Annotated in this window: 25 protein-coding genes; 11 read left to right on the top strand and 14 right to left on the bottom strand. The window is 64.4% G+C overall.

The genetic code is table 11. From position 1 onward, the window contains the following. Window positions 1–247 (top strand): hypothetical protein (locus E3T48_RS17045; protein WP_206751161.1); only part of this gene is annotated, 247 nt, incomplete at its 5' end. 49 nt (window positions 248–296) lie between these two features. Here the strand turns inward: E3T48_RS17045 and E3T48_RS05605 are convergent. From E3T48_RS05605 to E3T48_RS05615, 3 genes are all read right to left on the bottom strand, one after another. Continuing rightward, the gene (locus E3T48_RS05605) at window positions 297–794 is read right to left on the bottom strand and encodes a DUF4395 family protein (protein WP_166789647.1); all 498 of its coding nucleotides are present in this window, start codon (window positions 792–794) and stop codon (window positions 297–299) included. A 130-nt stretch (window positions 795–924) separates the two neighbouring features. Beyond that, on the bottom strand, window positions 925–1,476 hold the full coding sequence (locus E3T48_RS05610; protein ID WP_134522842.1) for a hypothetical protein: 552 nt from the start codon (window positions 1,474–1,476) through the stop codon (window positions 925–927). Between the two features lie 720 nt (window positions 1,477–2,196). After that, on the bottom strand, window positions 2,197–3,417 hold the full coding sequence (locus tag E3T48_RS05615) for a tyrosine-type recombinase/integrase (RefSeq protein ID WP_134522843.1): 1,221 nt from the start codon (window positions 3,415–3,417) through the stop codon (window positions 2,197–2,199). Between the two features lie 337 nt (window positions 3,418–3,754). On the opposite strand from E3T48_RS05615, the gene E3T48_RS05620 reads away from it, so the two are divergent. Together E3T48_RS05620 and E3T48_RS05625 are read left to right on the top strand one after the other, a co-directional pair. Further along, a complete protein-coding gene (locus tag E3T48_RS05620) occupies window positions 3,755–4,465 on the top strand; it encodes a hypothetical protein (protein ID WP_134522844.1) in 711 nt (236 codons plus the stop codon). A gap of 218 nt (window positions 4,466–4,683) precedes the next feature. Further along, window positions 4,684–5,655 (top strand): Abi family protein, encoded by a 972-nt coding sequence (locus E3T48_RS05625; protein WP_134522845.1) that lies wholly within the window; start codon window positions 4,684–4,686, stop codon window positions 5,653–5,655. A 421-nt stretch (window positions 5,656–6,076) separates the two neighbouring features. Here E3T48_RS05625 and E3T48_RS05630 read toward each other — a convergent pair whose 3' ends face one another. From E3T48_RS05630 to E3T48_RS05655, 6 genes are all read right to left on the bottom strand, one after another. Further along, on the bottom strand, window positions 6,077–7,417 hold the full coding sequence (locus tag E3T48_RS05630; RefSeq protein WP_166789648.1) for a ThiF family adenylyltransferase: 1,341 nt from the start codon (window positions 7,415–7,417) through the stop codon (window positions 6,077–6,079). A gap of 22 nt (window positions 7,418–7,439) precedes the next feature. Then, complete coding sequence (locus E3T48_RS05635) at window positions 7,440–7,808, bottom strand: hypothetical protein (RefSeq protein WP_134522847.1); 369 nt, start codon at window positions 7,806–7,808, stop codon at window positions 7,440–7,442. Further along, on the bottom strand, window positions 7,808–8,050 hold the full coding sequence (locus tag E3T48_RS05640) for a multiubiquitin domain-containing protein (RefSeq protein ID WP_134522848.1): 243 nt from the start codon (window positions 8,048–8,050) through the stop codon (window positions 7,808–7,810). The genes E3T48_RS05635 and E3T48_RS05640 overlap by 1 nt, the downstream gene beginning before the upstream one ends. Window positions 8,051–8,120: 70 nt before the next feature. Beyond that, complete coding sequence (locus E3T48_RS05645; protein WP_134522849.1) at window positions 8,121–9,122, bottom strand: ImmA/IrrE family metallo-endopeptidase; 1,002 nt, start codon at window positions 9,120–9,122, stop codon at window positions 8,121–8,123. Further along, the gene (locus tag E3T48_RS05650; protein ID WP_134522850.1) at window positions 9,119–9,739 is read right to left on the bottom strand and encodes a hypothetical protein; all 621 of its coding nucleotides are present in this window, start codon (window positions 9,737–9,739) and stop codon (window positions 9,119–9,121) included. The genes E3T48_RS05645 and E3T48_RS05650 overlap by 4 nt, the downstream gene beginning before the upstream one ends. After that, window positions 9,736–10,254, bottom strand: coding sequence for a sigma-70 family RNA polymerase sigma factor (locus tag E3T48_RS05655; RefSeq protein ID WP_134522851.1), 519 nt, complete (start codon window positions 10,252–10,254; stop codon window positions 9,736–9,738). Before E3T48_RS05655 ends, E3T48_RS05650 begins: the two co-directional genes overlap by 4 nt. Window positions 10,255–10,552: 298 nt before the next feature. On the opposite strand from E3T48_RS05655, the gene mobF reads away from it, so the two are divergent. Then, complete coding sequence (mobF, locus tag E3T48_RS05660) at window positions 10,553–13,255, top strand: MobF family relaxase (RefSeq protein ID WP_134522852.1); 2,703 nt, start codon at window positions 10,553–10,555, stop codon at window positions 13,253–13,255. Window positions 13,256–13,437: 182 nt separating this feature from the next. Here the strand turns inward: mobF and E3T48_RS05665 are convergent, their stop codons facing one another. Together E3T48_RS05665 and E3T48_RS05670 are read right to left on the bottom strand one after the other, a co-directional pair. Then, entirely contained in the window at window positions 13,438–13,992 is a 555-nt protein-coding gene (locus E3T48_RS05665) for a hypothetical protein (protein ID WP_134522853.1), read from the bottom strand. Then, window positions 13,985–15,052, bottom strand: a complete 1,068-nt coding sequence (locus E3T48_RS05670) for a helix-turn-helix domain-containing protein (protein WP_134522854.1) — start codon at window positions 15,050–15,052, stop codon at window positions 13,985–13,987. The genes E3T48_RS05665 and E3T48_RS05670 overlap by 8 nt, the downstream gene beginning before the upstream one ends. Window positions 15,053–16,179: 1,127 nt before the next feature. Here E3T48_RS05670 and E3T48_RS05675 point away from each other — a divergent pair. The 3 genes from E3T48_RS05675 to E3T48_RS05685 are packed head-to-tail and all read left to right on the top strand — an operon-like array spanning window position 16,180 to window position 19,088. Continuing rightward, a complete protein-coding gene (locus tag E3T48_RS05675; protein ID WP_134522855.1) occupies window positions 16,180–17,727 on the top strand; it encodes a sugar transferase in 1,548 nt (515 codons plus the stop codon). A gap of 51 nt (window positions 17,728–17,778) precedes the next feature. After that, window positions 17,779–18,384 carry an acyltransferase gene (locus E3T48_RS05680; RefSeq protein WP_134522856.1) on the top strand — a complete coding sequence of 202 codons (606 nt, stop codon included), beginning with the start codon at window positions 17,779–17,781 and terminating at the stop codon, window positions 18,382–18,384. Window positions 18,385–18,386: 2 nt separating this feature from the next. Then, the gene (locus E3T48_RS05685) at window positions 18,387–19,088 is read left to right on the top strand and encodes a hypothetical protein (protein WP_134522857.1); all 702 of its coding nucleotides are present in this window, start codon (window positions 18,387–18,389) and stop codon (window positions 19,086–19,088) included. A gap of 43 nt (window positions 19,089–19,131) precedes the next feature. Here the strand turns inward: E3T48_RS05685 and lhgO are convergent, their stop codons facing one another. Then, window positions 19,132–20,325: an L-2-hydroxyglutarate oxidase gene (gene lhgO, locus E3T48_RS05690; protein WP_134522858.1), complete on the bottom strand. Its 1,194-nt coding sequence runs from the start codon at window positions 20,323–20,325 to the stop codon at window positions 19,132–19,134. Between the two features lie 375 nt (window positions 20,326–20,700). On the opposite strand from lhgO, the gene E3T48_RS05695 reads away from it, so the two are divergent. From E3T48_RS05695 to E3T48_RS05710, 4 genes are all read left to right on the top strand, one after another. Further along, window positions 20,701–21,402, top strand: coding sequence for a hypothetical protein (locus E3T48_RS05695; RefSeq protein ID WP_134522859.1), 702 nt, complete (start codon window positions 20,701–20,703; stop codon window positions 21,400–21,402). Next, complete coding sequence (locus tag E3T48_RS05700) at window positions 21,399–22,172, top strand: hypothetical protein (RefSeq protein WP_134522860.1); 774 nt, start codon at window positions 21,399–21,401, stop codon at window positions 22,170–22,172. The genes E3T48_RS05695 and E3T48_RS05700 overlap by 4 nt, the downstream gene beginning before the upstream one ends. 6 nt (window positions 22,173–22,178) lie before the next feature. Further along, window positions 22,179–23,552 (top strand): O-antigen ligase family protein, encoded by a 1,374-nt coding sequence (locus E3T48_RS05705; RefSeq protein WP_134522861.1) that lies wholly within the window; start codon window positions 22,179–22,181, stop codon window positions 23,550–23,552. A 65-nt stretch (window positions 23,553–23,617) separates the two neighbouring features. Continuing rightward, window positions 23,618–24,520, top strand: coding sequence for a glycosyltransferase family 2 protein (locus E3T48_RS05710; RefSeq protein WP_241986678.1), 903 nt, complete (start codon window positions 23,618–23,620; stop codon window positions 24,518–24,520). Between the two features lie 6 nt (window positions 24,521–24,526). Here the strand turns inward: E3T48_RS05710 and E3T48_RS05715 are convergent, their stop codons facing one another. Further along, complete coding sequence (locus E3T48_RS05715) at window positions 24,527–25,180, bottom strand: polysaccharide deacetylase family protein (protein WP_134522863.1); 654 nt, start codon at window positions 25,178–25,180, stop codon at window positions 24,527–24,529. After that, entirely contained in the window at window positions 25,177–26,052 is an 876-nt protein-coding gene (locus E3T48_RS05720) for a glycosyltransferase family 2 protein (RefSeq protein WP_134522864.1), read from the bottom strand. Before E3T48_RS05720 ends, E3T48_RS05715 begins: the two co-directional genes overlap by 4 nt. Between the last annotated feature and the right edge of the window lie 64 nt (window positions 26,053–26,116).

Here is a 26,116-nt window from a genome sequence, read left to right on the forward strand (position 1 = left end):
AATCTCTGCCCAATCATCCAATTTGATCACCTTCCATAGTGGTTGGTGGTCCTATTGTCAGTTGGCGTTTCTGGCCCTGTTTTCAGTTGGCGTTAACAACCGCGAACGATCTCATCGAGGTGGCGCGCATGCGAGGTTCCGCAGCGCTTCTAGAGACGGCCTCAGCGTCTTCCTGCTCGGATGGCTCATGCTGATTATGAACAGCACCACGCTCACACCGCGGGAGAAAAATGGCCGCCCCATCTGAGCTGGCGAAACTCAGGTCGCTGTGTGGTTCTGCTGCGTGGTCCTACCCTTTACCTCGCCGCTGCGTGAGCGAAAATCAGTCTGTAAAACCACGATCCGAGACACCAATGGGTCGTGGTGAGGATTGTGCCGCCGAGAGCGACCATTCCTCCCAGCACGAATCCCAGCGCTGATACTCCGTAGTAAAAGGACAAGGCTGAACCTGCAAGTAGCACGGTGGACAGTAAGTATGAAAACCGTCGTGGACTCGGCGTGGGGGGAAGCGCCGGAGCACCAAACATATGGCGAACGCCCAAGTTATAAACCAGATCAAGAATCATGCCACGGGGGAACAGCGCCCCGGTGAGAGGAACGATTGCTCCCAGTCCAAGAAAAACAGGCGACTGCAAAACCAATCCGAGAACGATTAAGACAGTGCCAACTGCCGGTGTGAATCGTAGGGGCCATGCAAAACAGAACTTGGCGTCATCATCGAGACCTCCAAATCCTTGCTTATCCAGGTTAGTCTTCGTGAATTCTCTCAATGCCGCCATTTTCAATTCCTTCATGCTGGCGATAGATAGCCCCATTTAGCAGCAAGAAACTTATTCGTCTTCTTTTGAAAGTCTGCAACGTCCTTAGGGTATCGCAGCTCGGCCAGTGGGGTCACGTCCCGTTGCGTGGATGCTCCTGTTGATGTCAAGCGACTCTTTGTGCCGTTCCTGAGCCCGAACCCGAACCCGCGTGCATACCCATTCCCAAGCCACTACCCATCCCCATCCCTTCACCCGGAGTGTGGGTCGCGTTCAGCATCATGTCCATGTAGTTCGTCATCTGTTCCACAGCTGCCACCTTTTCATCAGAGGACAGAGTGCTGTTGGAATCAAGATTGGTCTTAAGCTCCGCGACCATCGCGTCCTCGAGTCCAGAAACCGATTTGCCCTGGGCTTTGGCGATGTCCGCGACGGACTTACCCGACTGCAGCCGGTCCTGCAGCTCCGTCTGGCTCAGGCCGAGGTAACTCACGACCGCGGTCATGGGCGAACTCTGTCCGAATACCATGCCGACCATGTGGCCGGACTGGCGGTCACCAACTGTTGACGAGGTCGTCGACAGCGGCTGGGGAATCGTCCCACCACCGGTAGCCGCCTGCGCTGCGATCACACCGCCACTGACAAGTGCTCCGACAAGCCCGAGTCCTGCTATCCCAACGGTCATGTTCTTCCGATTGAACTTCATCTTTTCCAACACCCTTCACATTCAGCCACCAGGTTGGTGTCTACACACCAGCATGCAGATGGCGCATGAAGCTTCGGACCCCGAGCGTGTGAAGGTTTGATGAAATACGCTAGCTAGGCTCCAACTGATCCGCCCCGCGCATGCCGCAGCCAGTCCCGCGCCGTTTCATTACGCCATGTCCACTCTCGTGGCTTTGGACATGGACACGAAGAGTGCTCGCCACCAGGCCGTCAACCAGCGGCGCCACGCTCCCGAACCAATCAGCGGTTAACTCTTGAGGTGCACGCATATCTCGGTCGGGTGACAGTTAAATGCCGGCATGCCGCGTTAGCGGAGAAACCTTCAGGCCGAAGCGTTGCCCCGAGCCCATGAGCCATGCTTGCATCCGTTCGCGAAGAAGTGAGAACTACGGCGTCCGTCGGTTGTGTCCAATTCGACATGTCACGACCTCACTACCCACATCCTTCGGCGCACGGTCGGACAATCTGCCAGACCGAGTGCGCGCGCCCGAGACTGCCGTCGAACTCCGCATCTATTCCGCAGATTTAATGATAGAGGACTAAAGCTGATAGCAGGAGAAAGTACCCTTGATCAGGGTTAATCGAAGATGCCGGCAGCCCGCAGAAACCCCTGATAGAGCCGTACTCTTACTCGAAAGGTCACCGGATCGACGCCGGTCGGGGCCACAACAAAAACCCCCGGGCAACCGGGGGTTTTCTCGTTTCTGGGGACCTACCGCTCAAGCCCGCGCTGAGCTTGGGCCATTTTTGGGCTATTACCTCTCGCCGGGCTCTTTCGTTGGGCCATTTTGCTGGCTGGGCCATCGGCGTCGCCGAGCATCTGATCGAGCGCGGCGCCGGCCCGCAATGCAACGCCCTCGCGAGCGCGTGAATAGCGCTCGGTGACCTGCAGACTTGAGTGGCCGAGGGTCGCCTGCACGTCGGGCGCGCTGGCGCCGGCGTCGAACAGGATGGTAGCGAAGGTGTGGCGGAGGTCGTGGATCCGCAGCTCGGGCCGGCCGATCGCCTTGCGCAGTTTCTCCCAGTCGACGCCGCGGCGGGCGTTGTGATTGGTGAGGCGTCCACCATCGGGTCCCGAGAAAAGCAAGTCGCTCGCTTGCTTGCCGCGCGCCGCATGCTCGGCGTACGGGCGGAGCGCCTCGATCAGCGGAACCTCGCGTGACTTGTGACTCTTCGGCGACTGCTCGATGAGCTCACCACGCTGGCCAGGACTCAGCGACCGGCTGACCCGGATGACCCCTCGCTTGAAATCCACGTCGCCGACGCGCAACGCCGTCGCTTCGCCAGCACGCATCCCGGTGTAGACGAGCGCCGCGACGTAGCTCCGGTAGGCGCCCTCGGGAACGAGGTCGAGCAGCATCCGCACTTGCTCCAGGGTCAGCGCCCGCGAAACCGGCGAGACCGACTCCCGCATGCTCGGCCGCTTCACCTCCCGTCCGGGGTTGTAGTCGATGAACCGCGACCGGCGCGCTCCATCCAGGAGTCGGGACAGGACCGCGAGAGCGTCATTCTTGGCGGAGGCCCCACCCGACCACGCGACCATCGCGGACTCGATCATCGGCGACGTGATGTCCTCCAGCCGAAGCCGGCCCAGACTCGGCTTCACCCGCAGGCGCCACGCGACACCGTAGTCGCGCGCGGTCGCCGGCCGAACGGAGGACTCGATCGCCGCCCAGTACTTCTCGTGCCACTGCTCGAGGGTCATCGATCCGTTCGGGTTGCGGCCGGCCACCATCTTCGCGAGCTCGCGCTTGGCCTCGGCAAGGGTGAGGAACATGCGCGTGCGCTCTGCCGCTCCCCCGTCGACGCTGGGGCCGACGACGCGGATCTGGTAGCGCTGCCGGTCGACGCGCCAGCGGATGCCCTCGGGCAGCGGACGACCGGTGCGCGGATCGACCCGCGTCGGCGAATCCCTGCTCGGTCGGCCGGCCATCAGGTCTCGGTGCCGCCGCGGGCGAGAAGCTCATCAATCGTGTCGGCGCTCCAGAGCAGGTGCTTGCCCATGTGGGCGTCGGGCTCGGGAATCAATCCATCACGTCAAAGCTTGTCGAAGCTCGAGACCGGAACGCGGCACCGCGCGGCCGCCTCGACACGACTCAGGTACTCCACCCTCAGCGCGGCGTCGACCATGATGCGCCCCTTCGGCTATTCCGCCGCGGTGCTGGCATCTGGTGCATGCCGACACAAGCGCGGCTATTTGCAGTTACCTGAGATTATCACCACCCCGCGGATTTCGGCAAGTACCTGAGGTGCGTGGTTAGACTCGGTGCATGCCCGCTTCCACGCCCCGTCCCGGTGACCAGTCGTACGACGGCTTGCTCGTCGCCGACGACCTGCCCGACGGGTGGTACCTGCCCAGCCGATTCCCCGGCGAGCGCGACGACGACGCAAGCGAGCAGATCGACGGCGTGCTCGGGTACAACGACGGCGTCGCCACCGACTCGCAACAGGAGACGCAGAGCGCCTCCGACGAGAACGAGACGATCGACGGACGCTGGCGCTACCTCGAGCACGAGGCCACGCACACCCGGGTAATGATCCGCCTCCAGCGGCAGCTCCTCGCCGTGCCCGAGGAGATCCGCATCACTGGCGTGATCTACCTGCCCTGGCGCCCGGGCGACCCGATCACGAGCCAGCTCCTCCGCGAGCTGCCGACGGCCCGTATCGAGGCGGCGATCAACAAACGCCTGTTCGCGATGAAGCGCACCGAAACGATCACCGGCGGCAAGATCGTTCTCCCGTCGGGGCGAAAAGTCAGCGAGCGCGACCTGCTCAAGCCGCTCGGCGACCCGAAGAAAGTGCCCGACTTCTACGAGATGGTCGCACTGCAGCACGGCCGGCTGACGCAGCAGGGTGATATCAACCCAAGCGCGACGATGGCGCAGCTCAGCGGCGTGGCCCTATCCACCGCCCAAGGATGGATCACGAAGGCCCGCGACCGCGGGTTGCTGCCGCCGGGGAGGCGCGGCCGGGCGGGGTAGGCAGCCCATTGACTGCATCCGCATTCTAAGTCGCGGGACCGCCCGGACTTGTATCAAGCTAGACAGCGATCTCACCTTCGATCTCGACACGCACCCTCTCAGCGACCTACGAATTGGGTTTTTGTCAGACGCCTCCGTTAGTGTGTCAATCACCAGTCCCCCCGCCGCCTCTCCACGATGCGCCCTGCGGGGGTCCTTTTTACCCTCAGGCAAACTACATGACCCAAGAACGCCCATACCTCACGCCGGATCAGCGTGCTGCGTACCTCGTCCGCCGCGGCTACATCGAAGCCGGCGAGCTGAGCGACGAGGCCAAGGCGTTTCTGGGTCGCACCAACTTCCACTACTTCCTGGGCTACGCGCGCAACTTTCGGAAGCTGCGCCGCGACGGGCTCATCGAGGGCGACGACCGCATCGACCGTGTCATCGAGATGGTGAAGCTCGACCACGAAGTATCCACTCGGTTGTTCGCGTCGCTCAGAACGCTCGAGTGGCGTCTGCGCTCCGCTCTCGTCGATCACCACTGCGTCCTTTCCCCACCGACGGGATGTTTCCTGAAGTCGGATCACTTCACGGTGATGGCCGCCGAGGCGGCACCGGTCGACGTCATCCTGCGCGATCAGATCGCCCGCTCCCGCGAGCCCTTCGTGCTCGGCGTCTTCGAGGCCCACGAGAAGGCCAACGGTCGTCGCTGGCTGGAGAGCCCGCGCAAGATGACCGAAGCCAACCGCCTCGCCGCCATGCAGGACCTACCGATCTGGGCTGCCGTCGATGGGTGGACGCTGGGGCTCCTCGAACGGGTCGTCACCGAGACGAAGCCGGTCTTGATCGACAAAGAGCAACGCTGGCTGTGGAAGGACGTCGCCGGCACGTTCAGCGTGAGCAACCAGCTGTTCCAGACGCAGCTGAACAGCCTGATCGTTCTCCGCAACCTCGTGGCGCACCACTCGCGTCTTTGGATGCGTCCGACGACGGTATCGCCGAAGAAGCCGAAGGTTTATGAGAAGGTCTCGCGCGACGCCGACGCCAAGTCGATGTACGTCCTATGGCTGACCCTGGCCTCGTTCCTGCGCGCCGGCGGAGGCGATCGTGAGCTGATCGACGATCTCGATGCACTGATTAGTCGCGATCCGCTTTACGAACGCGGCGTCAAGCAGCCTCTCGGGTCGGCCGAACTAGCTGCGCGATGATCTCTGCTTAGCCCCTCTGACGCCCTTGACGATTCCGGCTCTTTCATGAAGTACCGGAGACGGGTTCATGAGACTGCCGCAGCGAACGAAGAAAGGGCCGGTTCGAGATTCCTGTCGAACCAGCCCTTTGCTTTGAGTCGCACTTGATTCTGTCCAAACCGACGTGCAGCCGCTTCTGGCCTATGTCTCCAATGCGCCCAACATCACCGACAGATCGGCGCAATTGCGTGACTAGCGTAAAAAACTAAAGTGTTAGCGGCGTGTAGTGGTCAGGTCAATTGACCGGAACTCGTGACGTGTGCCTAAGGCTCGGGAGACAACACTTCACTTGTGCAAGCGAGAGACGTCTCGATAGCGGCGTTGTGCGCTGGGGAAGCCGGCGCCGATTTGGTTTTCGGCATTGTGATCTCGTTCCCGTCTCCTATAGGAGACCCAGTCGGTGATCACCTTCGCCGACTCTCGCCTCAAACCGGCAGTAAGTGCCTGTGTCATAGCGGAGCGCTTCCTGGACGTGGGGACCGAGAAGGTATCGCTGAGGCAGCGGCGCGCCCTCCCCGCCGGGTCCAACGACGAGGCTCACGAACTGGGCAAGCTGGCCGGCGCTGACGCTGCCGGCGAGGATCGCCGCGTTCTGCCGTTGTCGGGGACCTCCGCCGGCGCGCTTGATGTACTCAGGATCATCGGCAAGGCCGAGACGCTCTTTCTGTACCTCACCCATGTCTAGCTGGCGGTTGCACTGCAAACAGGGCAGTCCCGGTGTTGCAGTCTGCACACGCCAAGTTGCTCCGCGCATGGTTCCATCATCAAACACGTCGATTCCGATGCCCCCGTCGATCACCGGGATCAGGTCGCTGTAGGCGATCTGGTTCAGCATGGCGCGAGGCCATGCGCGGTCGACGCACGAGAATACAACGTCGTAGTCGCGGGCGATGGCGATGCCCTCCTCGGTGGTGACGCTTGAGACGTACGCCGCGAAGTCGGCCTTCAACGCTGTCGATGCTGAATTCATGAGGCGTGTGGCGACCGCGGCCTTCGGCGTTCGCGCAGCTGCGTCCGCGCGCGTGGCGCCGATCATGCGATCGAGGTTGACGTCTTCGACGTAATCCATATCCATTGCGCCGACGTGGGTTAGGCCGGTCGCTGCGAGCCGGGTTGCTACATCTAGGCCGACACTGCCGACGCCCACGACGAGAACGCGAAGCCGCGCGATGTCGTCTTGGGCGGCCGCTCCCCAAGCGGAGACTGTGCGGTCCTGGTATGCCGTGGCGGCCGCCGAGGGTCGCGCACTGTTGTTCCAGGAGATTCGTAGTGACCGTCCGACGGTACGTACACTCTCTGTCCAGGTCGGTTCCTTGGCACCGAGCCAAGTGCGGGCGGACCAGCTTGTGTCAATGCCGGCGAGGGTGAGGCCGATGAGCGGGTTGCCGGTGAGGCCGAGGACGAGGTCAGCGTAGGAACTTTCGGCGTCCCGGTCCCAACGGCTGAGTCCCTGCCATCCACGGCCGTCCGGGTGCGAGTGCAGCAAAGCAATTCCTTCGTTGCGTGACGCGGCGATGTTGGCGGCACGGAGCACGTAGTCGCCGGTGAAGCTCGCGTTGCCGTGCACTTCTCGCTCACCAGGCTCGGGAAGCAGGATGGATGTCAGGAGATAGCTGATTCGGGTAGCACCGCTGGAGATTGAATAAGTGGCGAAGCAGAGGTCTTCGTCGCCGTCGTCGCGGATGAGATGCGTTCGGAGGGCATCCGCTATGTGGGTGGTCATAGCGACGGAGTGGCGGGGCATGTCAGATCACCTTCGCGATAACGGATCGCACGTGGGCAATCCAGAGCTGGCCGGGGTGCTCAGTGGGTAGCCAGAAGCTGGTGTCCCATGAGTGGCGGATGTATCCCGGTAGGGCATCGTTCGTGTCGGTGCTGCCCTGTTGCGAAAACTGGGTGCCGGCCTCGAAATGGAGCCAGTGCGCCGGGACGGCGGGCCATGAGCCCAGCTCATGGATGCTGACACCAGTTCGGATTGAGGTGCCGGCTCGGGAGCCGTCAAGGATATCCAGGTCGTACAGCACGGAAGGACCTTCTCGCCATGCCTTTAGCTCGAAGTCGCCGAGATCGGCGATGAATCCGTCGACGCCATCCCGAGTCGGTCGCGGATCCACTAACCGACCGTCGCGTTCTGCCGGACGGTGAAGAACGCGTCGCCGTCGTTGATCTCGACGACCTTGCCGTCGTTTATCGTCTTGGTCTCCCCGTCCTTCTTCTTGCGGGCGAGATCGTACTGGCTCGGGTCTACGCCGGCGAGCCGCAGAAGTGAGGCGGCCTCCTGGTGGTCGTCGCGGGTCGTGTACTCCTTGCCGTCGATGGTGAAGTGGATCAGCTTGCGCTTCTCGTTCTCGGACATGTTGCTGCTTTCTCTTGGTGAGAACTCCCAATGAGCCCTTCACCTCGTAGTCGACACAGCCCTAGATTCGTTAGCGACAGTCCACACACACGCCATCCACGACGAGCGCTGCTCCCTTGAGAAGGCCGCACTCGGTGCAAAGGCCCGTGCTTTGGCGGTTGCACTTGCATTGTCCACAAATGGGGCAAAACGGCTGACGACAAGTCGAACACGGGTATCCCTGAATCCACTTGTCTTGTCCGCAGCAGACCAGATGGAGGTGGGGGCGAGCGTCGTAGGCCCGGAGGATGCTCAGGTGGCTTGCTTCGCTGCTCCAGAGATCTCGGTCTGAAAAAATCGCAACGACTGTGTTGGCCTGCCCCGACGCGTTCGCGTAGAACTCGGCGTCATCGCCCCAAGGCATACGCCACCGAATGCGCTTCACGGCCTCAGCGCCCGGGGCAACTGAAAACAGCGGGTGGGCTAATGCGGATTGTCCGCGCCAGGGGTACACCTTTGGCCAGCCCTCGATGGGATCCGGCTGGACGCTGGCGTGACGGACGACGCTCTCCTCGCGATCGAACACGACGACGGCGCCAAGTCCGGGGAGCCGACGAGCGAGCGCAATGGCACTTGCGTGAAGGCTGGCGTTGGAGCGATCGAACAACTCAACTAGGTGAGTTGCTCGGATCACGTCTTTGGAAACCACTGCTTCAATCAGGGAGCTTGGCACGAGTAGCTCTTGTGCAACCGCGTCGCAGACGGTCTCAAGCAACGGATGAGGGTTGTCCTGCTCGGCCAGCATGTCCTGGAATTTGTCGTCAAGCTCAAGAAGGTGATGGGCCAACTCATGCGCAAGGGTAAAGTTCTGTCGCCTGGACACCGTCGGCGAGTAGAGGATGACGCCGTCTGCGAGGAAAGAGACGCCATCGCAGCTGCCCATGCCTTCTCGACGCTCGCCGAGGTGTGGCGCAGGTTGCACCTGCAAGCCAAAGTCTTGGGTCAGTGATCCAAGCGGGTCAGCGGCGAACGATGCGCGCAACGCGGGGCTCACGCGATAAACAGCACGCTTGACCCAGCCGGAAGTGTTCATCGGTCTTCGCGAGGCTCCAGTGTCGAAACAAAGGCATCAAGCGATTCAAGCAGGGCCTCCGTTTCTGGACGATCGCCTCGGTTAACGGTCGCAAGCAGACGCGATTCGAGCATCGAAGAGGCCGCCGGTAGGGATAGCGACTTCAGTCTCGCCCACCGCTCCGACAGATCGGCGAATTTGCGTGTTGCGGCGGCCGCGATTAGCCACTCGGGCTTGGTGGGCGTTCGATCGATGATCGCTCCAAGATCGGTACCAAGTTCATCTGCAACGGCGGCGAGCAGCCCCGGAGTCAAGTCGGTTGGAGCATGTGTCTGCCATCGCGTGACGTCCGCTGCGCTGATCTGCCAGCCGCGATCACGGAGCTTGGCCGCCAAGGCACTGGGGGCTAGCCCGGAATTCCTGCGTGCAGTCGTGAAGGCGCGACTTGAAAGGGCCACAGCCGGATCGACAATCAGGCCTAGCATAGCGGCAACTGGATCACGTTCGAGCGGCGGCACTGCATCGTTGAGCCGAAGAAGCTCCGCGACCTCTAGGAGTTCTCGGGTGTCCTCGTCCCACGACTCGCTTGGGGCAGCGCCGGACAAGGCCGCCTCGACGCGCTCGCTCGGATCGGTCATGCTGCATCCTCATCAACAAGCGCCTCACGCAGTTTCGAAAGCGCGGCGGTGACTATCTGACTGACACGAGCTGGCGACACTCCGAGGTCGGCGGCAACAGCATCGCGGGACTCCTCTCGAAGTACTCGCCTCACGAGTACCTGGCCCTCTCGATCCGTGAGCACATCCATTGCCTTCTCCAGTTTTTGCACCCTGCGCAGAAGGTCGATAGCTTCAACGGCCTCCCCGGGAGTCTGGTCTCCGCTCTCCGGCTGCAGTTCGGGCGCCAAAGAGCCCCCATGATGCCGCTCAGGGGCGGAGCCGACTATGTCGAGCGCCCGTAGCTTGGCGGCGTTTACCATCATTGCCTCCCAGTTCACGACGTCTGCCGGTGGGTTCTTCATCAACGATTCCATCGCATTTTGCACAGCGTCCTCCGCAAGATCACTTCGCCGGAGGATCGAAAGCGCAACGAGGTACATCGGTCGACGGTGAGCCAAGTACAGCGGACCCCAGTCCGGTTTCGTTGGTGGCATTCGCTCTCAGTCCTCGACGCGACCGGGGTGTCGCGTCTCACGGTGTAGTCGATACAGCCACCAATGTTGTTAGCGGCTCCCCTAAAGTCGTCGCCTAAATCATCCACCCGGGGTAATCGCACCGCACCCCGACACGCGGGTCCGAGTGTTTCACGCCAAGTGAGATATGCCAGAAGCGCCCTCCAGCAATGCGGCCCCTTCGACACTCCGCCTCGTATGCACCACGTGAAGCCCAACCTGAATGGACGTATGCTACCGTAGGTAGTTGCAAGAACCTGAGCCAGCTCGGAGGTTTGCGATGAAGGGCGGCGTGATCCTGTTCCGGGGGTCCGGGGCAGACGCGCGCCGTTACCTAGAGTCGGATCGATCGCGCGCCGACGAGTACGACCTCGACGGCGGGACAGCCCTCGCCGAGTTCTCCGTCGTCGACGGTGATGGCGAGATGATCGGCGAAGGCGCGCTCACCCCAGGCGAGTACGCGCAGTGGGTCGACTGGATCAACCCTCTCACCACCGAGTCGATGGGCAAGCCGCGGCTATCGGGAGGCGGCCGGCAAGGATCGCCGCGGTTCGCCGAGATGGTCGTGAATGCGCCGAAGTCACTGTCGATCGCCGCGGCCCTGCACCCGGCGGTATCCGAAGCGCTCGACTCCGCGCAGCGCGACGCAGTCGCCGAGATCCGGTCCTGGATCGGCGAGCATTCCGTCACCCGCGTTGGCCCGCGGGGAAGTCAACGATTGGTGCCCGTGGAGCAGTTGGAGACGGTCGCCGTCTCGCACAAAACCTCGCGGGCCGGTGACCCGCACCGACACATGCACTTCCAGATCGGGACGCGCGTGTGGGCAGCCGGCGCCTGGCGTGGGCTCGACACCGCGGCGCTGTTCCGTCAGCAGGGCCCGATCCGATCGCTGGGCACCGCCATCATCGCCGCACACCCGCAACTCGCAGCCGTCCTCAACGACCACGGCCTCACCCTCGACCCCGTGACCGGAGAAGTCGCGGAGCTGCAGCCCTTCAACGCCGTGATGAGCAAGCGAGCCGAGCAGGTCGCGCGCAATCTCACGCACTTCGAGAAGGAGTGGCGCACGGCGCATCACGACCAGGAGCCTGGCCCGGCTGCAATGTCGCGGCTGATCGCGATGGCGTGGGATCACGAGCGGCCGCACAAGCGACCGACCGCGCTCGGCAACGAGGCGGCATGGCGTGCAGAGCTCGAGAACGCCGGCTACCGCTCCGACCTCGAGCGCGCGCCGGCGCATGCGTCGGTCTCGCTGGACGAGGTAAGCGTTCGGGATGTCGCATCGCGCGCGCTCGACCGCTGCGCAGCTGCGGCATCGACGTGGACGGCGCACGACATCCAGGAGCACGTAACGCGCATCATCACGCAGGCCGGCGTGCGGGCCGACCCCGAACCGCTGCGCGCACTGGTTACGCTCACGACGCGGCTGGCTGCGGACGATTGCCTGTCAGTCCTACCGCCCGACAGCGCGAATCCTGAGCACGTCGCGCACCTCACGAGTTTGCACGTCATCGCCTCCGAGACCCGACTGCGCGACCTGATCACGGCACGTGCCGCGTACGCCGGCCGGGGCCACGCACCGAACCTGATGCATGTCGCGCGCCGCCTCCGGCTCGACCCGGCGCAGGCACGAGCAGCCGCCGCAGTGGCATCCAGCGATCCGCTCGTGGTCGTTGAAGGCGCTGCCGGCGCGGGCAAGACGACGATGCTCGCCGCCGTGATCGAGGCCGCCGCTGCTCACGGCCGGACGACGCGGGTGATCACGCCGACGAAGAAGGCGGCCGACGTCGCGCAGCAGGAACTCGGCGTTGCAACCGACAGTGTCGCGAAGCTCGTGCACGATCACGGCTGGCGCTGGAATCGCGACGACGTCTGGACCCGGTTCGCCGTCGGAGAAACCGACCCCGAGACCGGCGCCCGCTACATGGGCCCGGCGGCGGCCGCGCGGCTCGTGCGCGGCGAGCGGATCGTCGTGGATGAAGCTGGCATGCTCGACCAGGACACAGCGCTGGCGCTCCTCACCCTCGCGGACGAGCACGGTGCCACCCTCGCCCTGGTCGGCGACCGCGCACAGCTCGCCGCGATCGGCCGCGGCGGCGTGCTTAACATTGCCGCGCAACTCATCCCTCGCGTGCACAGCCTGACGGCCGTGCATCGTTTCACCGACCCCGCCTACGCCACACTCACCGTGCAGATGCGACGCGCCGAGGCTCCCGCATCGCTGTTCGACCGCTTACGCGCACTGGGCCTCGTCGTCCTACATGAGAGCACGGATGCCCTGCTGGAGACGCTCGCGCGTGAGTGGCGCGAGGGAGACGCCATCACCGTGGCAACAAACGATGAAGCGCGCGAACTGAATGCTCGCATCCGCGGCCAGAGGCTACTCGCCTGCCAAGTTGACGACTGCCGCACCGCGACCGGTCGCGACGGTCTCAGCATCGGAGGCGGGGATGTGATCCAGATCCGGCAGAACGACTCCGCTGTGCGCGTCGCGAACCGGCAGACCTGGATCGTGCAGAGCGTGGGCGACGACGGCGCGGTGTGGGCGAAGGAACATACCCCGGGTCGGCGACAACGCACTGTGCGGCTGCCAAGGGAGTACGTCGCCGAGCACACCCATCTGGCCTACGCCTCGACCGCATTCGGGATGCAGGGAGCCACTGTGCGTGAGTCGGACACGATCCTCGGCGCCGCTATGGATGCAGCAGGCATCTATGTGGGCATGACCCGCGGACGGAATTCCAACCGCTTGCACCTCGTCGCGGCTGACCAGGGTGATGCGCGGGAGCAGTTCGTTCTCGCGATGGAACGCGACCGCGCCGATCGCGGGCTCCGCCAAGCCACGGCGTTCGCGCAGGAGTCTGTGCGCGGCCTCGCGACCGGCACGGACAAGCGGCGTCGTGAAGCTCGCCTGCCGGACAGGACCTGCTTCAGTCGGGACTCCGCGACCCGGCGCACGCCAGAAGTCGGCCTGAGCCGATGAGGTCCCACGGAAGTGTCATCGGCTCAAAGCGTCGGATTCTGCGGTAGATGGCATATTCCTAGGCGACTCGACACTTGACGCAATAGGTCACTCACGCGCGGCAGATACGCGGATGTGCCCGGAAGCGGATCGTGTGCGGGCAGATTTGGCCTCGCCGTAGCAGCGAGTCGACGGCGTTGGATTCAACGGGGTGCGTTGAGCCAAAGTTCGACGGCAGTCTTATTGGGCCAGCCAGGCGGGCACCCACGGGAAGCGTTGACCAGCGTCGTAGCGTGGATGTGGAAGTCACCGAGAGTCATCCGTCCACCCCGCACCATTAGGCGCAATATGTCCCACGTAGACACCACCCCGATACCTTCAGCCTTCGCCTCACGAGCGGCATCTCGGTCATCCGTTACAAAAAATCCCCGCATCCGGCGGTGACTCATAATGGCGATCGTCTCGGCCTCGCCCAGGTGATCGGTGTCCGTGTCGCCCGGCTTGAGCATCCGCTCCCGGATCGTCTGTGTATCGGTGTACTCCGCGCCGACCGGGTAAAGCGCGTCGCCGAAGATGCTCGGCGCCTTCGCCATGTCCTCCAGTCCCGGCTTAGTCACTCCCTTCGCGCACTCGTTGGCGACCGTCGCACACCAACAGCCTCGGTCGCCAATCAGTTCGCCGAGTTCGTCCATCAGGCGAATGATCGCGAAGTTGTTCAGGACGGTGTTGTCGGGAAAAAAGAGGGACGGTTCAGGCAAGTTCGAGACCCAACTCGGCCGCGAGTTCATCTACGCCCGGGCCACCGTTGTGCGGTTCGTACTCGTCAGCAATCCAAACCTCGCTCACGCCACGCATCCATGCGAGGTAGGCCGGACCGAGCAAGCCGGCCTCGACTTTCTGCTCATGCGCTTCCTGCAAGGCCAGAGGGAAGCGTCGGGTCGCAGCGGCATCCATCCGCTCTGTGATCTGGTCACCGAACGAGTGCGACCAACTGCGCGCGCGCCGCAACAGCGCTTGTGTTGCGCAGTCGAGCAGTTTCCGAATGCGCTCGTTCCCAAGTCCTAAGTTGCCGAGTCGGTTGCGTAGCGCCTCGGTGGACACCCCCGTTTCCCAGAGGAAGTCAGCCACCGTCTGCAGTGACGCGGCCTCCCAATCCACCTTGTGCACCAGCGATGCGGGGAGCAGCAGCTGAGCAGCGTACGCATTCGCTTCATCTTCGGACTCGAGCCCAACGAGATGCGCGAGCTCATGTGCGAGGTCCCAGTTCTCACGGAACCAGTTGCCTTTCGCGGGGATCATGATCACCCAACGGCCAGCGATAGTTGCTGTGTAAGCGGTGCCAAGCTCTGGCACCCGAACGACATCCACACCGAGATTCGATTCGATGCGGGCGATGAATGGACGCACGAATTCCTCACCGAGAAGTTCACGCATCGCGTCTGACGTGCCCGGCACCCCCTCCATCACCACTGAAGGCAGACCGGCTTGAACGTACGCCACGCGCACGTTTTCCAGAGTCTCCTTGTCTTCCTCGAAAGTGGGCACACTGCGCTGGTAAGTGGCCCTGTCATAGTCGTGACGCGCTGCGAGGACGATGCGGCGGGGATCGGGCTCCCCCGTGACAAGCTCATGCATGTCCGCGTCAAGTGCTTCAGCGATACGTAGCAACTCCAGCGATGAGATCCCACGCTGGCCCGTCAACGCACGCGACAGGGCATCGGGGGTGAGGCCGACAATCTCGGCGAAAGCCTTGCGTGTCATCGTCGGCGTCAGCGCGTCAATGCGACTCGCGATCCGCTCTCCAAGCTCCGTGTCCATCCCAACATTCTAGGTGTGCGTTGGTAATATCCCAATAGGCTCGCGGGATTGCTTACCCCAATGCGTCGCCGACCGCGGCTGGTCCGATGCAACGGATTGGCCTCTCGACGAGGACGACAGAGACGCTCACGACCTGCGGTGACTCACGCCGAATGGATTTCCCGAGGTTAGATCATTTCTTCAGGGACGGTCTAACGGCGAGATCCAGATGCTCTCAACGAGATCGCGCAAATTCTGGTGGATCGCATCCCCCGATAGCTCGCAAGACGCCAGTCGGTCTGGTGCCCCAAGCCTCGCGGCGGCTGCCGCCGGGGCGATCCGTCACCGACTGTCTTCGTCGCACTACTATGCCCGCTGCATGCCTGGTGTGACATACATCCTCAGTCGGAGGGCGACGATAGGCTCCCTAAAGGAGACGCCGGATACGGTAGGTGCCATAGAGGGCCGCACAGCGCTCCTGACCCGAGGAGCTGAGATGGATCTCTTCATCTCGTACGCATGGACGAGCCCGACTCATCAGGGAGTGGTTCTGCCTCCCAGCTCCACCCAGCGGGCGGAATTGGGTGACTGCGATGAACGGGTTGCGACCGAATCTTGGGCCATTAATGGCCCAAAAAGCAACTGAAACCAACTGTGACCATTCAGAAGAATCCCTGATCAGCGGAATATATCACAACCATAGATACAGTGCGAAAACACCCCCAGGCTCACTGAAAATCGAAAGGTCACCGGATCGACGCCGGTCGGGGCCACTGAAGACCACTCCCAGGCTTCTACTGGGGTGGTCTTCTTTACGTTGATGGCGCATTCAGGTGTGGATTCCTCCGCCGGCGCTACCCCCCGATCTGGTCACAGCACACGATCCCCGAATGGGGGTATGTTCGCCATGTGAGTAGTTGAGGATCGATCGACTACCTGCCGCACCGGATGCATGGCCCCCTAGACCACGTGCCCGGCGCGACCCGACACAGAACCTGTAAACCCGAAATGCAGGGAATGCCCGTGATCACGTCCTTGACGTGTCGACTCTTTCGTCGACCCAAAAAAATACCCGGCTCCACCCAAGTCGGCAACCAACACCCGAATAGTCGCCTCTCGCGCCTCCTCCCCCCGGAGGCGGGTTCGCGATGACCACTGCCAGAACGCATCTGCCGGCGGCCGGCTTGTCGGCCATCGGGCAACGCGCCCGGCTGAGGCTCATCGACCCGGTGGAGACTCCCGTGCGGGGGGTCTTTGCGGATTCGCAAACCTCCGGTCTGGTCTGGGCCAAACGGTACCGTTCCAAGCTGAGGATCAGCGACATCAGCATCATCGTGATTGCCGTCGGCATCGTCTTTGTCGCGCGGTTCGGCACCGAAGCGGCCGTCGTCGCGGCCGGCCCCCTCCGGATCGACTACTGGGTTGTCGCCGTGACGGTCGTGTCGATCTGGATCGTCACGCTCGGCGCGTTCCACACGCGTGATTCCCGGGTGATCGGGGTGGGAGCCGCCGAATACCGCCAGGTGGTCAACGCGAGCGGCCTGGCCTTCGGCCTGCTCGCCACCGCCTTCCTGGTCTTCCAGATCGATATCGCCCGGAGCTTCTTCATCTTCGCCCTGCCTCTCGGCATGGTCGGGCTCACGGTCGAGCGATGGCTCTGGCGGAAGTGGCTTCTCCACCAACGTCATTTCGGGCATTACCTCTCCCGAGTCATCGTGGTCGGCAGCAGGGACGATGTGGAATACGTCGTCCGCCAGATCGCCGAGAAATCGGGTGCGGCCTACCACGTCGAGGGTGTGGCCCTCGAAGACGGCGACACGACGGGCATCCTCTCCCGCGGCAATCGGATTCCCGTCGTCGCCGACTCCGTCCATGTGGCGGATGCGGCGGCGTCCATGGGAGTCGACGCGGTCATCGTGGCCGGTCATCCCCGCGGCGGCAGCACGTTCATCCGGAATCTCGGCTGGGACCTCGAAGGAACCTCGGCGGAGCTGGTGCTCTCCAGTCGGTTGACGGATGTCGCCGGCCCCCGAATCCATTTCCGCCCGGTGGAAGGCCTTCCGCTCATCCACGTGGAGATTCCCCACTTCGAGGGCACGAGGCACGTGCTCAAGAGAACCCTCGACGTCGTCGCCGCCGGTTTCGGCCTGATCCTGATCGCGCCCCTGCTGGCGGTGATCGCGATCCTGGTCAAGACGGACACCCCCGGCCCGGCACTGTTCCGGCAGGAACGTTGTGGGCGAAACCAGCAGACGTTCCAGATGCTCAAGTTCCGTTCGATGGTCCAGACAGCCGAGACGGACCTCGCCGGGCTGCTCGACAAGAACGAGGGCTCCGGGGTTCTGTTCAAGATCCGCAACGATCCCCGCGTGACTCGGGTGGGCCGGGTCCTCCGCAAGTACTCGCTCGATGAGCTGCCCCAGCTCTGGAATGTCCTCGTCGGAGAAATGAGCCTGGTCGGTCCTCGACCCCCTCTGCCGATCGAGGTGGACGGCTACGAACGGCATGTGCACCGGCGGCTCTACATCAAACCGGGGCTCACCGGCATGTGGCAGGTCAACGGGCGGTCGGATCTCGACTGGGATGAAAGCGTGCGTCTCGACCTCTATTACGTGGAGAACTGGTCGCTGGCCGGCGATCTCATGATCCTGTGGCGAACGCTTCGCGTGCTCACCCATCCCTCGGGGGCCTACTAGTGGGCAGGTCGGTGGGGAACAATGAGTGATCGACTCGTTGGGGGATCACAGATGATTCAGGAAAGCCGCATTGCCCCCACGGCGGACGTGGACCCGCTCGCCACGATCGGAGACGGCACGACCATCTGGCACCTGGCCCAGGTGAGGGAACACGCCACGGTGGGTCCCGGATGCACGTTGGGCCGTGGTGCGTACATCGGTCCGGGCGTCATCCTCGGCTCCAATTGCAAGGTGCAGAACTACGCGCTCCTCTATGAGCCGGCCATGCTCGAGGACGGGGTCTTCATCGGCCCGGCGGTCGTCTTCACCAATGACGAATTCCCCCGGGCGATCAATCCCGACGGCACGCTCAAGAGCGCCGATGACTGGCACGCGGTCGGGGTGACGGTCGGCATGGGCGCATCGGTCGGCGCGCGCGCCGTCTGTATCGCGCCGGTCAGGATCGGGCGCTGGGCGCTGGTCGCGGCCGGCGCCGTCGTCACCAGGGACGTCCCCGACCACGCCATTGTGGCGGGCGTGCCCGCACGTCAGGTCGGCTGGGTCGGCACCGCAGGTATTCCGCTCGTCCGGGCCGGGGACCTCTACAGGTGCCCATCCACCGGCATCACCTATCGCGAGGTGGACGGCCGGCTCTCGCCTGCCTCCACGGAGACCTGACCATGCGCCGCAAACTCGTCACCGGCATCACCATCACCGCCGTCATCCTCGCGGCGGTCGGGGCGCTTGTCCTCCAGCAATCCAGCACACAGATCAGCCCCGCGGCTGTGTCGAGATCGGTCGAGGACGGCCTGCCACCGTCCGCATCCAGTCCGAGATCCCCGGCGACGACCCCGCCGGGAGCCGTGCCGGCACCGAAGCAGGGACCGCCTTCGACGGCTGTTCCGTCGCCGAAGAAGACCGTCGAACCGGGCGAAGCCGATCCGGTCGAACCGCGCGAAGCCGATCCGGTCGCACCGGACGCCGGGCCCGGCACCCTGCCGGATTCCAAGCCTCTCGCGGCCCTGGTGACGTTGCCCCTGCCTGACACCGCGAGCGCAGTCGGGTCGATTGTGGCCGGGTTCCCGACTCGCGTCATCCCCGAGGCACCGCATTCGTCGGTCGGGACGAGCTCGGTTGCGGCCGAAGGCTCCCACCTGCAGGCCACCCTGGCGGCACAGACGACTCTCACCGTCGTCGAGGTGATGGATTTCTACCGCACCGCCCTGGCAAAACTCGGCCTGTACGACACACCGGCACCGGCCCTCGACGGGTCCACGGCGCTCACGTTCAACCGCGGGAACAACACCGTCACGATCAGCGTGACAGCGATTGACGGGGGATCCCGCTACGTGGTCTTCGGCGCCTTCTCGGCATCGACCTGATCAATCGACCTGACCAGGAGCCGCAAGTCGAGCCGGATCCAGTTCAGTATTCCGCGTCGTCGACGATCGTGGCGATGTGGCGGGCGATCTCGAGTGAACTGGTCGCCGCGGGCGACGGCGCGTTGAGCACGTGGACCTGCCTGAGCGCTCGCTGGATGACGAAGTCGTCGGCCAGGGCCCCGTTGGGGCGGACGGCCTGAGCTCTCACCCCCGCTCCCGCCCGCACGATATCGCCGCGCCCGATCTCGGGAACCATCCGGGCGAGGCTCCGGGCGAACAGGCGCTGCGAGAATGAGCGGGCCACCTCACCGACCCCCGTCCCGATATTGCGCCTCGCCATCCGGAGAAACCCCGGATAGGTGAGTGATTCGATCGCATCGCGCAGGTTGACCGTCCGCCAGTCGTACCCCTCCCGCGCGAGGGCGAGAACGGCGTTCGGCCCGGCATGGACAGAGCCGTCGATCATCCGCGTGAGGTGCACTCCGAGGAAGGGCAGCGCCGGGTCGGGGACCGGATAGATGAGACCTCTGACCAGGGCACGTTTTTCCGGAATGAGTTCGTAGTACTCGCCGCGGAAGGGAACGATGCGTACCTCCGGGGTGATTCCGGCGAGGGCCGCGACGCGGTCCGCATGAAGGCCCGCGCAATTGATGAGCAGCCCGCCCCTCACGCTGCCGCCTGCATGGCCGACAGTCACACCGCTCCCATCGACCCGGATGCTCTCCACGCGCGCACCGAGCAGGAGCCGAGCCCCGTTCTCCGCTGCCTTCCGGGCAAGAACACGGCTCACGCCTCCGTAGTCGATGATGCCGGTGGCCTCGACCCTGAGCGCCTTGACAGCCCTGAGATGCGGTTCGAAGTCGAGTGTCTCCTCGGCCGACAGCACCCTCGTGACCACTGCGTTGGCCGTTGCCCTCTCCTGCAGGGCGTCCAGGCGTGGGACTTCCTCCGGGGCGACGGCGACGATCAGCTTCCCGCACCGTTGGTACGGGATCCCGTTCTCGAGCGCGAAATCGGCCATCGACCGGTTGCCCGCCGTACACAGGCGCGCCTTGAGCGATCCCGCCGCGTAGTACGGCCCGGCATGGACGACGCCGGAGTTGTGGCCGGTCTGGTGAGCCGCCCAGCCTGATTCCTTCTCGAGCAACGTCACAATCGTCCCGTTTCGAGACAGCCGTTCCGCGACCGCCAGCCCGAGGATCCCCCCGCCGATCACGATGACGGACGCTCGTGCCATGGATCCCCCTCCCGGGTTGAGCGGCGGCGATTCGGGTGTCGCCCCTGAAGAGCCATCATGCCACCCGAGACTGCACGACCACCCGGATGGCGGAGCCACTCTGCACCCCCCTAAAGGGCTACAGCGGTCGGCACCGAATGGGGATATCGTCGGCAATCAGAACCGAAATCAATCACCGCCGCACAGCGCTCCCGCATTGCACCTGTACCCCGAACTGCAGGGAACTATCGTGACTTCGTCCTCGCTCGGTCTGCCCTGCTACCGGCCCAGGTTCCTCACCTGCCCTCCGGAGCGCTTGGCGCCGCTCGCCACTCCCCGGATCCACGGTGCGCCGGGCGGTATGGCGCTCGGCCATGTCGGATCCGGCGGTCGCCGATGACCTTTCGCGAAATTCTGTCCGCAATGCTCCGGCGCTGGGTCATTCCGCTCACGCTCGTCGCGTGCGCCACGCTCGTCACGGTGGTTCTGGCACGTGATGGAGGTGTGTACACCACCACGACGGTGGTGTCGTTCATGCGTCCCGACACGACGAGCCTGTCGCCCAATGGATCAAACGACTTGAGCGTCATCGCATTCGCGGGGGCCGTGGTGCAGGCGATCAACAACGGCCGACCCCCTGAACGGTATTCGACCGATGAAGCCCCGTACTACGGCGCTGGGGTTCGCGAAGGGGTACTCGTCGCGTTGGCGAACTCGGGCAATCAGTGGGTGTCGACCTTCACCCGGTCGGACGTCGAAATCCGCGTCGTCGGGCGTTCATTCGACTGGGTCGAGGCGAGGCAGAACGAGCTGGTCGACAAGGTCTTGAGCATCGCCAGCTCCCAACAGGTCACATTGGCGAGGTCGTCACAAGACCGGATCACGGCGACAGTGGTGCCCCTCACCAGGCAGATCGAGCACATTACCGCCTCTCGAACCAGTCAACTTGCCGCCGGCGCCGCGATGCTCGCCGCCGCCGTGACAGTGGGCGCGTGGGGTTCCGTCACCGCCGATCGTCTGCTGACGAAGCGGCGAGCGGCGGCCACCGCGAGGTCATCGCGCGTGTCCGGTCCAGTGCAGGCAGGAGCCACATCGTGAAGTTCACCGAAACGCTTCGCAAACTCTGGAGACGGTGGTACATCGTTCTCCCGGGGATCATCGTCGCCGCGGCGGCCGCGGCAGGTGTGTGGAACGTGATTCCCCCGGGATACGAGCGTACCGCGACGCAACTGCTGATCCCCGGTGCCGCCAGCATGCCGGATGGTGCGAATCCATACCTGTTCCTTGGCGGCCTGGCGCCGGCCGCCGACGTGCTCGTGCGTGCGATCGGCTCGGAGAACGTCCTCAACGAAGTGGTCACGGACCACCCCGGCGTGAAGATCGAGATCTCCCGCGACACGACGACCGCGGGCCCTGTCATCCTCATCGTCGTGACGGCGCCCAGCGACCCCGCCGCGGAGCAGGTGCTCGGACTGCTCGTCGACCGCACGGCGACAGTGCTCAAGGATCTCCAGAGGACGGAGAACATACCGGTGAACAACCGCGTGACTGTTCTGCCGATCACGGTGGACACGCAGAGTGTCCTTCAGCAGCGGAGTCGACTGATCGGATCCGCCGGTGCCGGAATCGTCGGCGTCGTGCTCACGCTGCTTGTCGCCGGCCTCGTCGACGGATTCAGCGTGAAACGGCGGCGGCGCACGAGGGCGAGCAGCAGAGGAGAGGTCACCGATCCGCTGCCGGAGTCTCCCCGCTCGTCGGGCGCAACCGGCTCGCCTGCGACGTCACCCGAGCCGTCCACGCCGTTCGACGAGTCGCCCTACGACGAGGAGCGAGCTCCGGTTGTGCCTGCCGTCCAACGTGCGCGGTGAGCCGGGATGATCGCCGAGAGCTCGTCACAGGGCCCCTTTGCTGGCGTAGAGCGTCCTGGCGCCGGCGCCCGACGAGGGGCCGATGCGGTGACGATGCTCACGGTGTACGTGGTGTTGCTCCTGGCGATACCCTCGGGGGTCGTCGTCAGCGCGCTCGGCTCGCTCGGTAGCCCCTCCCTGATCTGGGGACTCGTGCTGTTGTGCTGGTGGACGGTTCACCGGCTGCAGGCGCAAGCATTCGACGCACGGGCGGTGTCACAACCGGTGAGGTTCGCATTCGTGGCATTCGTCGTGATTGTGCTCGTGAGCTTCGCGGCCGCCATGCTGCGCGGCCAGCCGACCGATCAGGTGAGTCCCGCGTTCACCGCACTGATGCGACTGCTGTCCTGGGCGGGAGTGCTGCTCGTCGCGGTCGATGGCATCCACAGGATGAACGATCTCGCGACCATGGTTCGTCGGATCGGAATCGGCGCCGGGTTGCTCGCGACGCTCGGCCTCCTGCAGTTCTTCACCGGACAGGGGATCGTCGATTTCTTTGGGACGATTCCGGGGCTGAGCATGGCCGGAGGAATTCAGGAGCGTGCGGGCGTGATCCGTTCCTCCGGAACGGCCATCCATCCGCTCGAATACGCGACCGCGATCAACGCCGCCCTTCCGCTCGTCATCGCCGCCGCGATCTCGCGTGGATTCCGATCGCGCCACGCTCAAGGCGGACTCTGGTGGTGGCTGCCCGTGGGTCTCATCTCGTTCTCGTCGTTGGTGGCCGTCTCCCGTTCGGCGATCATCGGATTCGCGGTGGCGGTGATCTCGATGATTCCTGCGATTCCCGCTCGGTACCGCGCCGCGGCGATCGGCGGCGGCGCCGTTGTCGCCGTGTTTGTCTTCGCGGCGCTCCCTGGCTTGCTGTCGACGACCGTCAACCTGTTTTCGGGTGCGGCAGACGATCCGAGTACTGAGTCCCGAACGAAGGGGCTGGAACGGATTCCCGAGTTCATGTCCACCTCTCCGCTGATCGGTTCCGGATTCGGCATGTTCCTGCCTCGGTACTACATTTTCGACAACCAATGGGTGCTGATCGCGATCGAGTTGGGCATCCTGGGCATTGTGGCCTTCGCCGCGTTCTTCATCTCGGGAATCTGGAGCGCCCGGCAGGCGCGACACTCCACTGAGTTCGACGTCCGGCTGCTGGGGCACGCACTCGGCGCATCCCTGTTCAATATCGCCGTGCTGTTCGTGTTCTTTGATGCGCTCTCGTTCCCGATCGCGGGCGGCATGCTGTTCCTCGTGGCGGGGCTGTGCGGGAACGTCCGCACCGTCGTCCTGGAGATGGATCCGGCGGCGCCGCCACCATCGGGTCGCGAGAACACGGCTCGATCATGACGTATGACTCGAGCACCCCGGATGGCGGCCCGGAGCCGGACGAGCTGCCCCGTGCCGTGGAGCCGATGCCCCGTGACGTTGCAGCGGTCGTCGTCACCTACAACAGCGCACGCCACGTGGCCGCCCTCCTCGACAGCCTGCCCGACGCGTTCGGCGACCTCACCTATTCCGTTGTCGTGGTCGACAACGATTCGGCTGACGGGACGCCGGAGCTGCTCCATCGTCGGTCCGACTGCGATGTCGTGCGTGCGTCGAATGACGGCTACGCGGCCGGAATCAATCGTGCGGTGCTCGCCTCCCCCGAGGCGTCGACCATTCTCATCCTCAACCCCGATGCCACACTCGACCCTGACGCGGTGCCACGAATGCTTGAAGTGTTCCGACGACGGCACGACGCCGGTATCGTCGCGCCGCGCGTGCGCGAGAAAGATGGCAGCCTCTCCCCCACGCTGCGGCGGGGACCGACGCTCGGCCGGGTCGGCGGGTTGAGCTTCACTGGCCTGCCGGTGTTCACCGAGCGGATCGAGATCCCGGGCGAGTACGAAGGCGAGCACGAGGTCGACTGGGCCGTGGGCGCGATCCTGCTCGTCGACCGACGGTGTTTCGATGCGCTCGGCGGCCTCGACGAGTCATTTTTTCTGTATTCGGAGGAGACCGATTTCAGCCTCAGGGCTCGGGACGCCGGTTGGACCACGGTCTATACGCCCCGAGCCGGTGCGATGCATGTCGGCGGGGGCTCGGGTGAGAGCGCGACAACGCATACGATGCAGATGCTCAACCGGGTTCGCCTGTATCGCCGTCGCGCTGGCGACCGGCGCGCGTGGCTCTACTTCGGCATGACGATCGTCGTCGAACTTCGGCGCGCGGTCCTCGGAGACCGGAAGTCCTGGTCGACGGTGCGTGCGTTGCTGCGGCCCTCGATCCGTCCCCCGCAGCTGGGCGCGAGCACCGCGTTCCTGCCCGAGTAGCGGCGCTCAGCGGATCCGCTTGACCGCGCTCGCCAACAGGTTTCGGACATCCCGCACGCCCGCACGATGCGTGATGACCGAGCGGATCGATTCCACGGTGTCGTCTGAGGTGATGCTGTACCGCGCCTGAAGCCAGGTTGCGGAGCGGGTGGGGAACCGGTCGCTGGTGTACACCGTTTGGTACCCGCTCCGTTTGAGCCGTCCGAGCAGTTGACGGTCGTACCGCCCGAGCGGGAGGGCGGCGTTCTGGATCACTCCGCCGCTGGCCTCGGCGAGGGCCGTGCGGGCATCGATCAGCTCTCGGCGGGCGTCGTCGGCGCCGAGCCCGCGCCATGGGGTGTGCGTCCAGCCGTGGCTCCCAATCGTCATGCCGGCGTTGCGGAGTTCTCGGAGATCGGACGGTGAGAGACTCGCCGGGTCATCCAGGCGGCCGGCGAGCGCGAAGAACGAGGCGCGCAGCGCGCGCTCTCGCACCGCCGGGAACGCCACCTCGACATCCGACCGATTGCCATCGTCGAAACTGAGCCGCACGTCGGGACGCTCGCGCACCTCATCCAGGATCCGGAGGAAACGCTCCGTGGCCACCCAGTACCGGGATTCTCCAGGCTCTCGCTCGTGGGCTATGGATCCGATGCCATGGAAGCACAGGTTGATGATCATGCCGCTGCCCCGTTCGTCGTCGACGGTTGCGTCCCACGGGTGCTCTCATCGCGGCCCCAGCCCTCGCCCACCCTCACCGGGCGCCCCGCGAGGAAACCGGCGATGAGCGTGATCGACACGTAGGGGACGGCAGCGGGCAGCAATCGGGGGTCGGACAGCACGACGTCGCGCAACCAGCCCCAGCGGTCGGCGGATCGAACGCGCCCATTGATCCGCCCCTCCGCGGCTGCCGTCCGCATCTCGGCATTGCCCCGACGCACGCGAACCAGTCGACGAACCAGGTCCCGGGTGGTGAACGGAGCGGCCACGACGACCTCGACACTGCTCACCTCGGCTTTCTCGGCCTCGCTGAACTGAGAGTCGAGAAACAAGTCGTCGGCGATCATGGCCGGGAATGCGTCGAATCGTGCGCGTCCCTGCTCAGACAGTGCGATCATCCCACGTCCGAACAGACCGTTCCGGAACGCCGGCAACCTTTCGTTGATCGAGAAGTACGCTCGAACGGGCCAGGGTCGTCCCGCCGTGTCGAGGCGGCGGCGAGGCACCACGGCGAGCGCGTGCGGGGACTCGGCGAAGCGTTCGATCAGCGCGGCGATGCCTCCGGGAGGCACGAGGATGTCGGCGTCCAGGTAGATTCTGGGGAAGCCAGTCGCCACACGGTCGCCCGCGTTGACAGCAGCGGCCTTGCCCCGTTCCGGGCGATCGATCACGATGATGCCCGGACGCGTCGCAATGAACACCGTGCGGTCGGTGCAGCCATTGGCACTGACGACGACCTCGATGGGATCTGACGTCTGCTGGTCGAGCAGCGCGTCGAGGTTTCGCCCGATGACGTTCTCCTCGTTGTGCGCGGCAATCACGATGCTCGGCATGGGATTCCTTTCGGCGGGACATCAAGACCAGACCGCGAGTACCTTTGTCGAGCATGATACCCGT

The sequence above is a fragment of the Cryobacterium fucosi genome (assembly GCF_004403515.1).
Classification (GTDB): Bacteria; Actinomycetota; Actinomycetes; order Actinomycetales; family Microbacteriaceae; genus Cryobacterium; species Cryobacterium fucosi.

Bases quoted from the DNA above. Each gene is read 5' to 3' on its own strand.
- E3T48_RS05685 (WP_134522857.1), top strand. From the start codon at position 18,387: ATGCGCCGCAAACTCGTCACCGGCATCACCATCACCGCCGTCATCCTC.
- E3T48_RS05655 (WP_134522851.1), bottom strand. From the start codon at position 10,254: ATGCCACCAACGAAACCGGACTGGGGTCCGCTGTACTTGGCTCACCGT.
- E3T48_RS05705 (WP_134522861.1), top strand. From the start codon at position 22,179: ATGATCGCCGAGAGCTCGTCACAGGGCCCCTTTGCTGGCGTAGAGCGT.
- E3T48_RS05615 (WP_134522843.1), bottom strand. From the start codon at position 3,417: ATGGCCGGCCGACCGAGCAGGGATTCGCCGACGCGGGTCGATCCGCGC.
- E3T48_RS05640 (WP_134522848.1), bottom strand. From the start codon at position 8,050: ATGTCCGAGAACGAGAAGCGCAAGCTGATCCACTTCACCATCGACGGC.
- E3T48_RS05625 (WP_134522845.1), top strand. From the start codon at position 4,684: ATGACCCAAGAACGCCCATACCTCACGCCGGATCAGCGTGCTGCGTAC.
- E3T48_RS05715 (WP_134522863.1), bottom strand. From the start codon at position 25,180: ATGATCATCAACCTGTGCTTCCATGGCATCGGATCCATAGCCCACGAG.
- E3T48_RS05605 (WP_166789647.1), bottom strand. From the start codon at position 794: ATGAAGGAATTGAAAATGGCGGCATTGAGAGAATTCACGAAGACTAAC.
- E3T48_RS05620 (WP_134522844.1), top strand. From the start codon at position 3,755: ATGCCCGCTTCCACGCCCCGTCCCGGTGACCAGTCGTACGACGGCTTG.
- E3T48_RS05645 (WP_134522849.1), bottom strand. From the start codon at position 9,122: ATGAACACTTCCGGCTGGGTCAAGCGTGCTGTTTATCGCGTGAGCCCC.
- E3T48_RS05710 (WP_241986678.1), top strand. From the start codon at position 23,618: ATGCCCCGTGACGTTGCAGCGGTCGTCGTCACCTACAACAGCGCACGC.
- E3T48_RS05650 (WP_134522850.1), bottom strand. From the start codon at position 9,739: ATGACCGATCCGAGCGAGCGCGTCGAGGCGGCCTTGTCCGGCGCTGCC.
- mobF (WP_134522852.1), top strand. From the start codon at position 10,553: ATGAAGGGCGGCGTGATCCTGTTCCGGGGGTCCGGGGCAGACGCGCGC.
- E3T48_RS05630 (WP_166789648.1), bottom strand. From the start codon at position 7,417: ATGACCACCCACATAGCGGATGCCCTCCGAACGCATCTCATCCGCGAC.
- E3T48_RS05695 (WP_134522859.1), top strand. From the start codon at position 20,701: ATGACCTTTCGCGAAATTCTGTCCGCAATGCTCCGGCGCTGGGTCATT.
- E3T48_RS05670 (WP_134522854.1), bottom strand. From the start codon at position 15,052: ATGGACACGGAGCTTGGAGAGCGGATCGCGAGTCGCATTGACGCGCTG.
- E3T48_RS05720 (WP_134522864.1), bottom strand. From the start codon at position 26,052: ATGCCGAGCATCGTGATTGCCGCGCACAACGAGGAGAACGTCATCGGG.
- E3T48_RS05680 (WP_134522856.1), top strand. From the start codon at position 17,779: ATGATTCAGGAAAGCCGCATTGCCCCCACGGCGGACGTGGACCCGCTC.
- E3T48_RS05675 (WP_134522855.1), top strand. From the start codon at position 16,180: ATGACCACTGCCAGAACGCATCTGCCGGCGGCCGGCTTGTCGGCCATC.
- lhgO (WP_134522858.1), bottom strand. From the start codon at position 20,325: ATGGCACGAGCGTCCGTCATCGTGATCGGCGGGGGGATCCTCGGGCTG.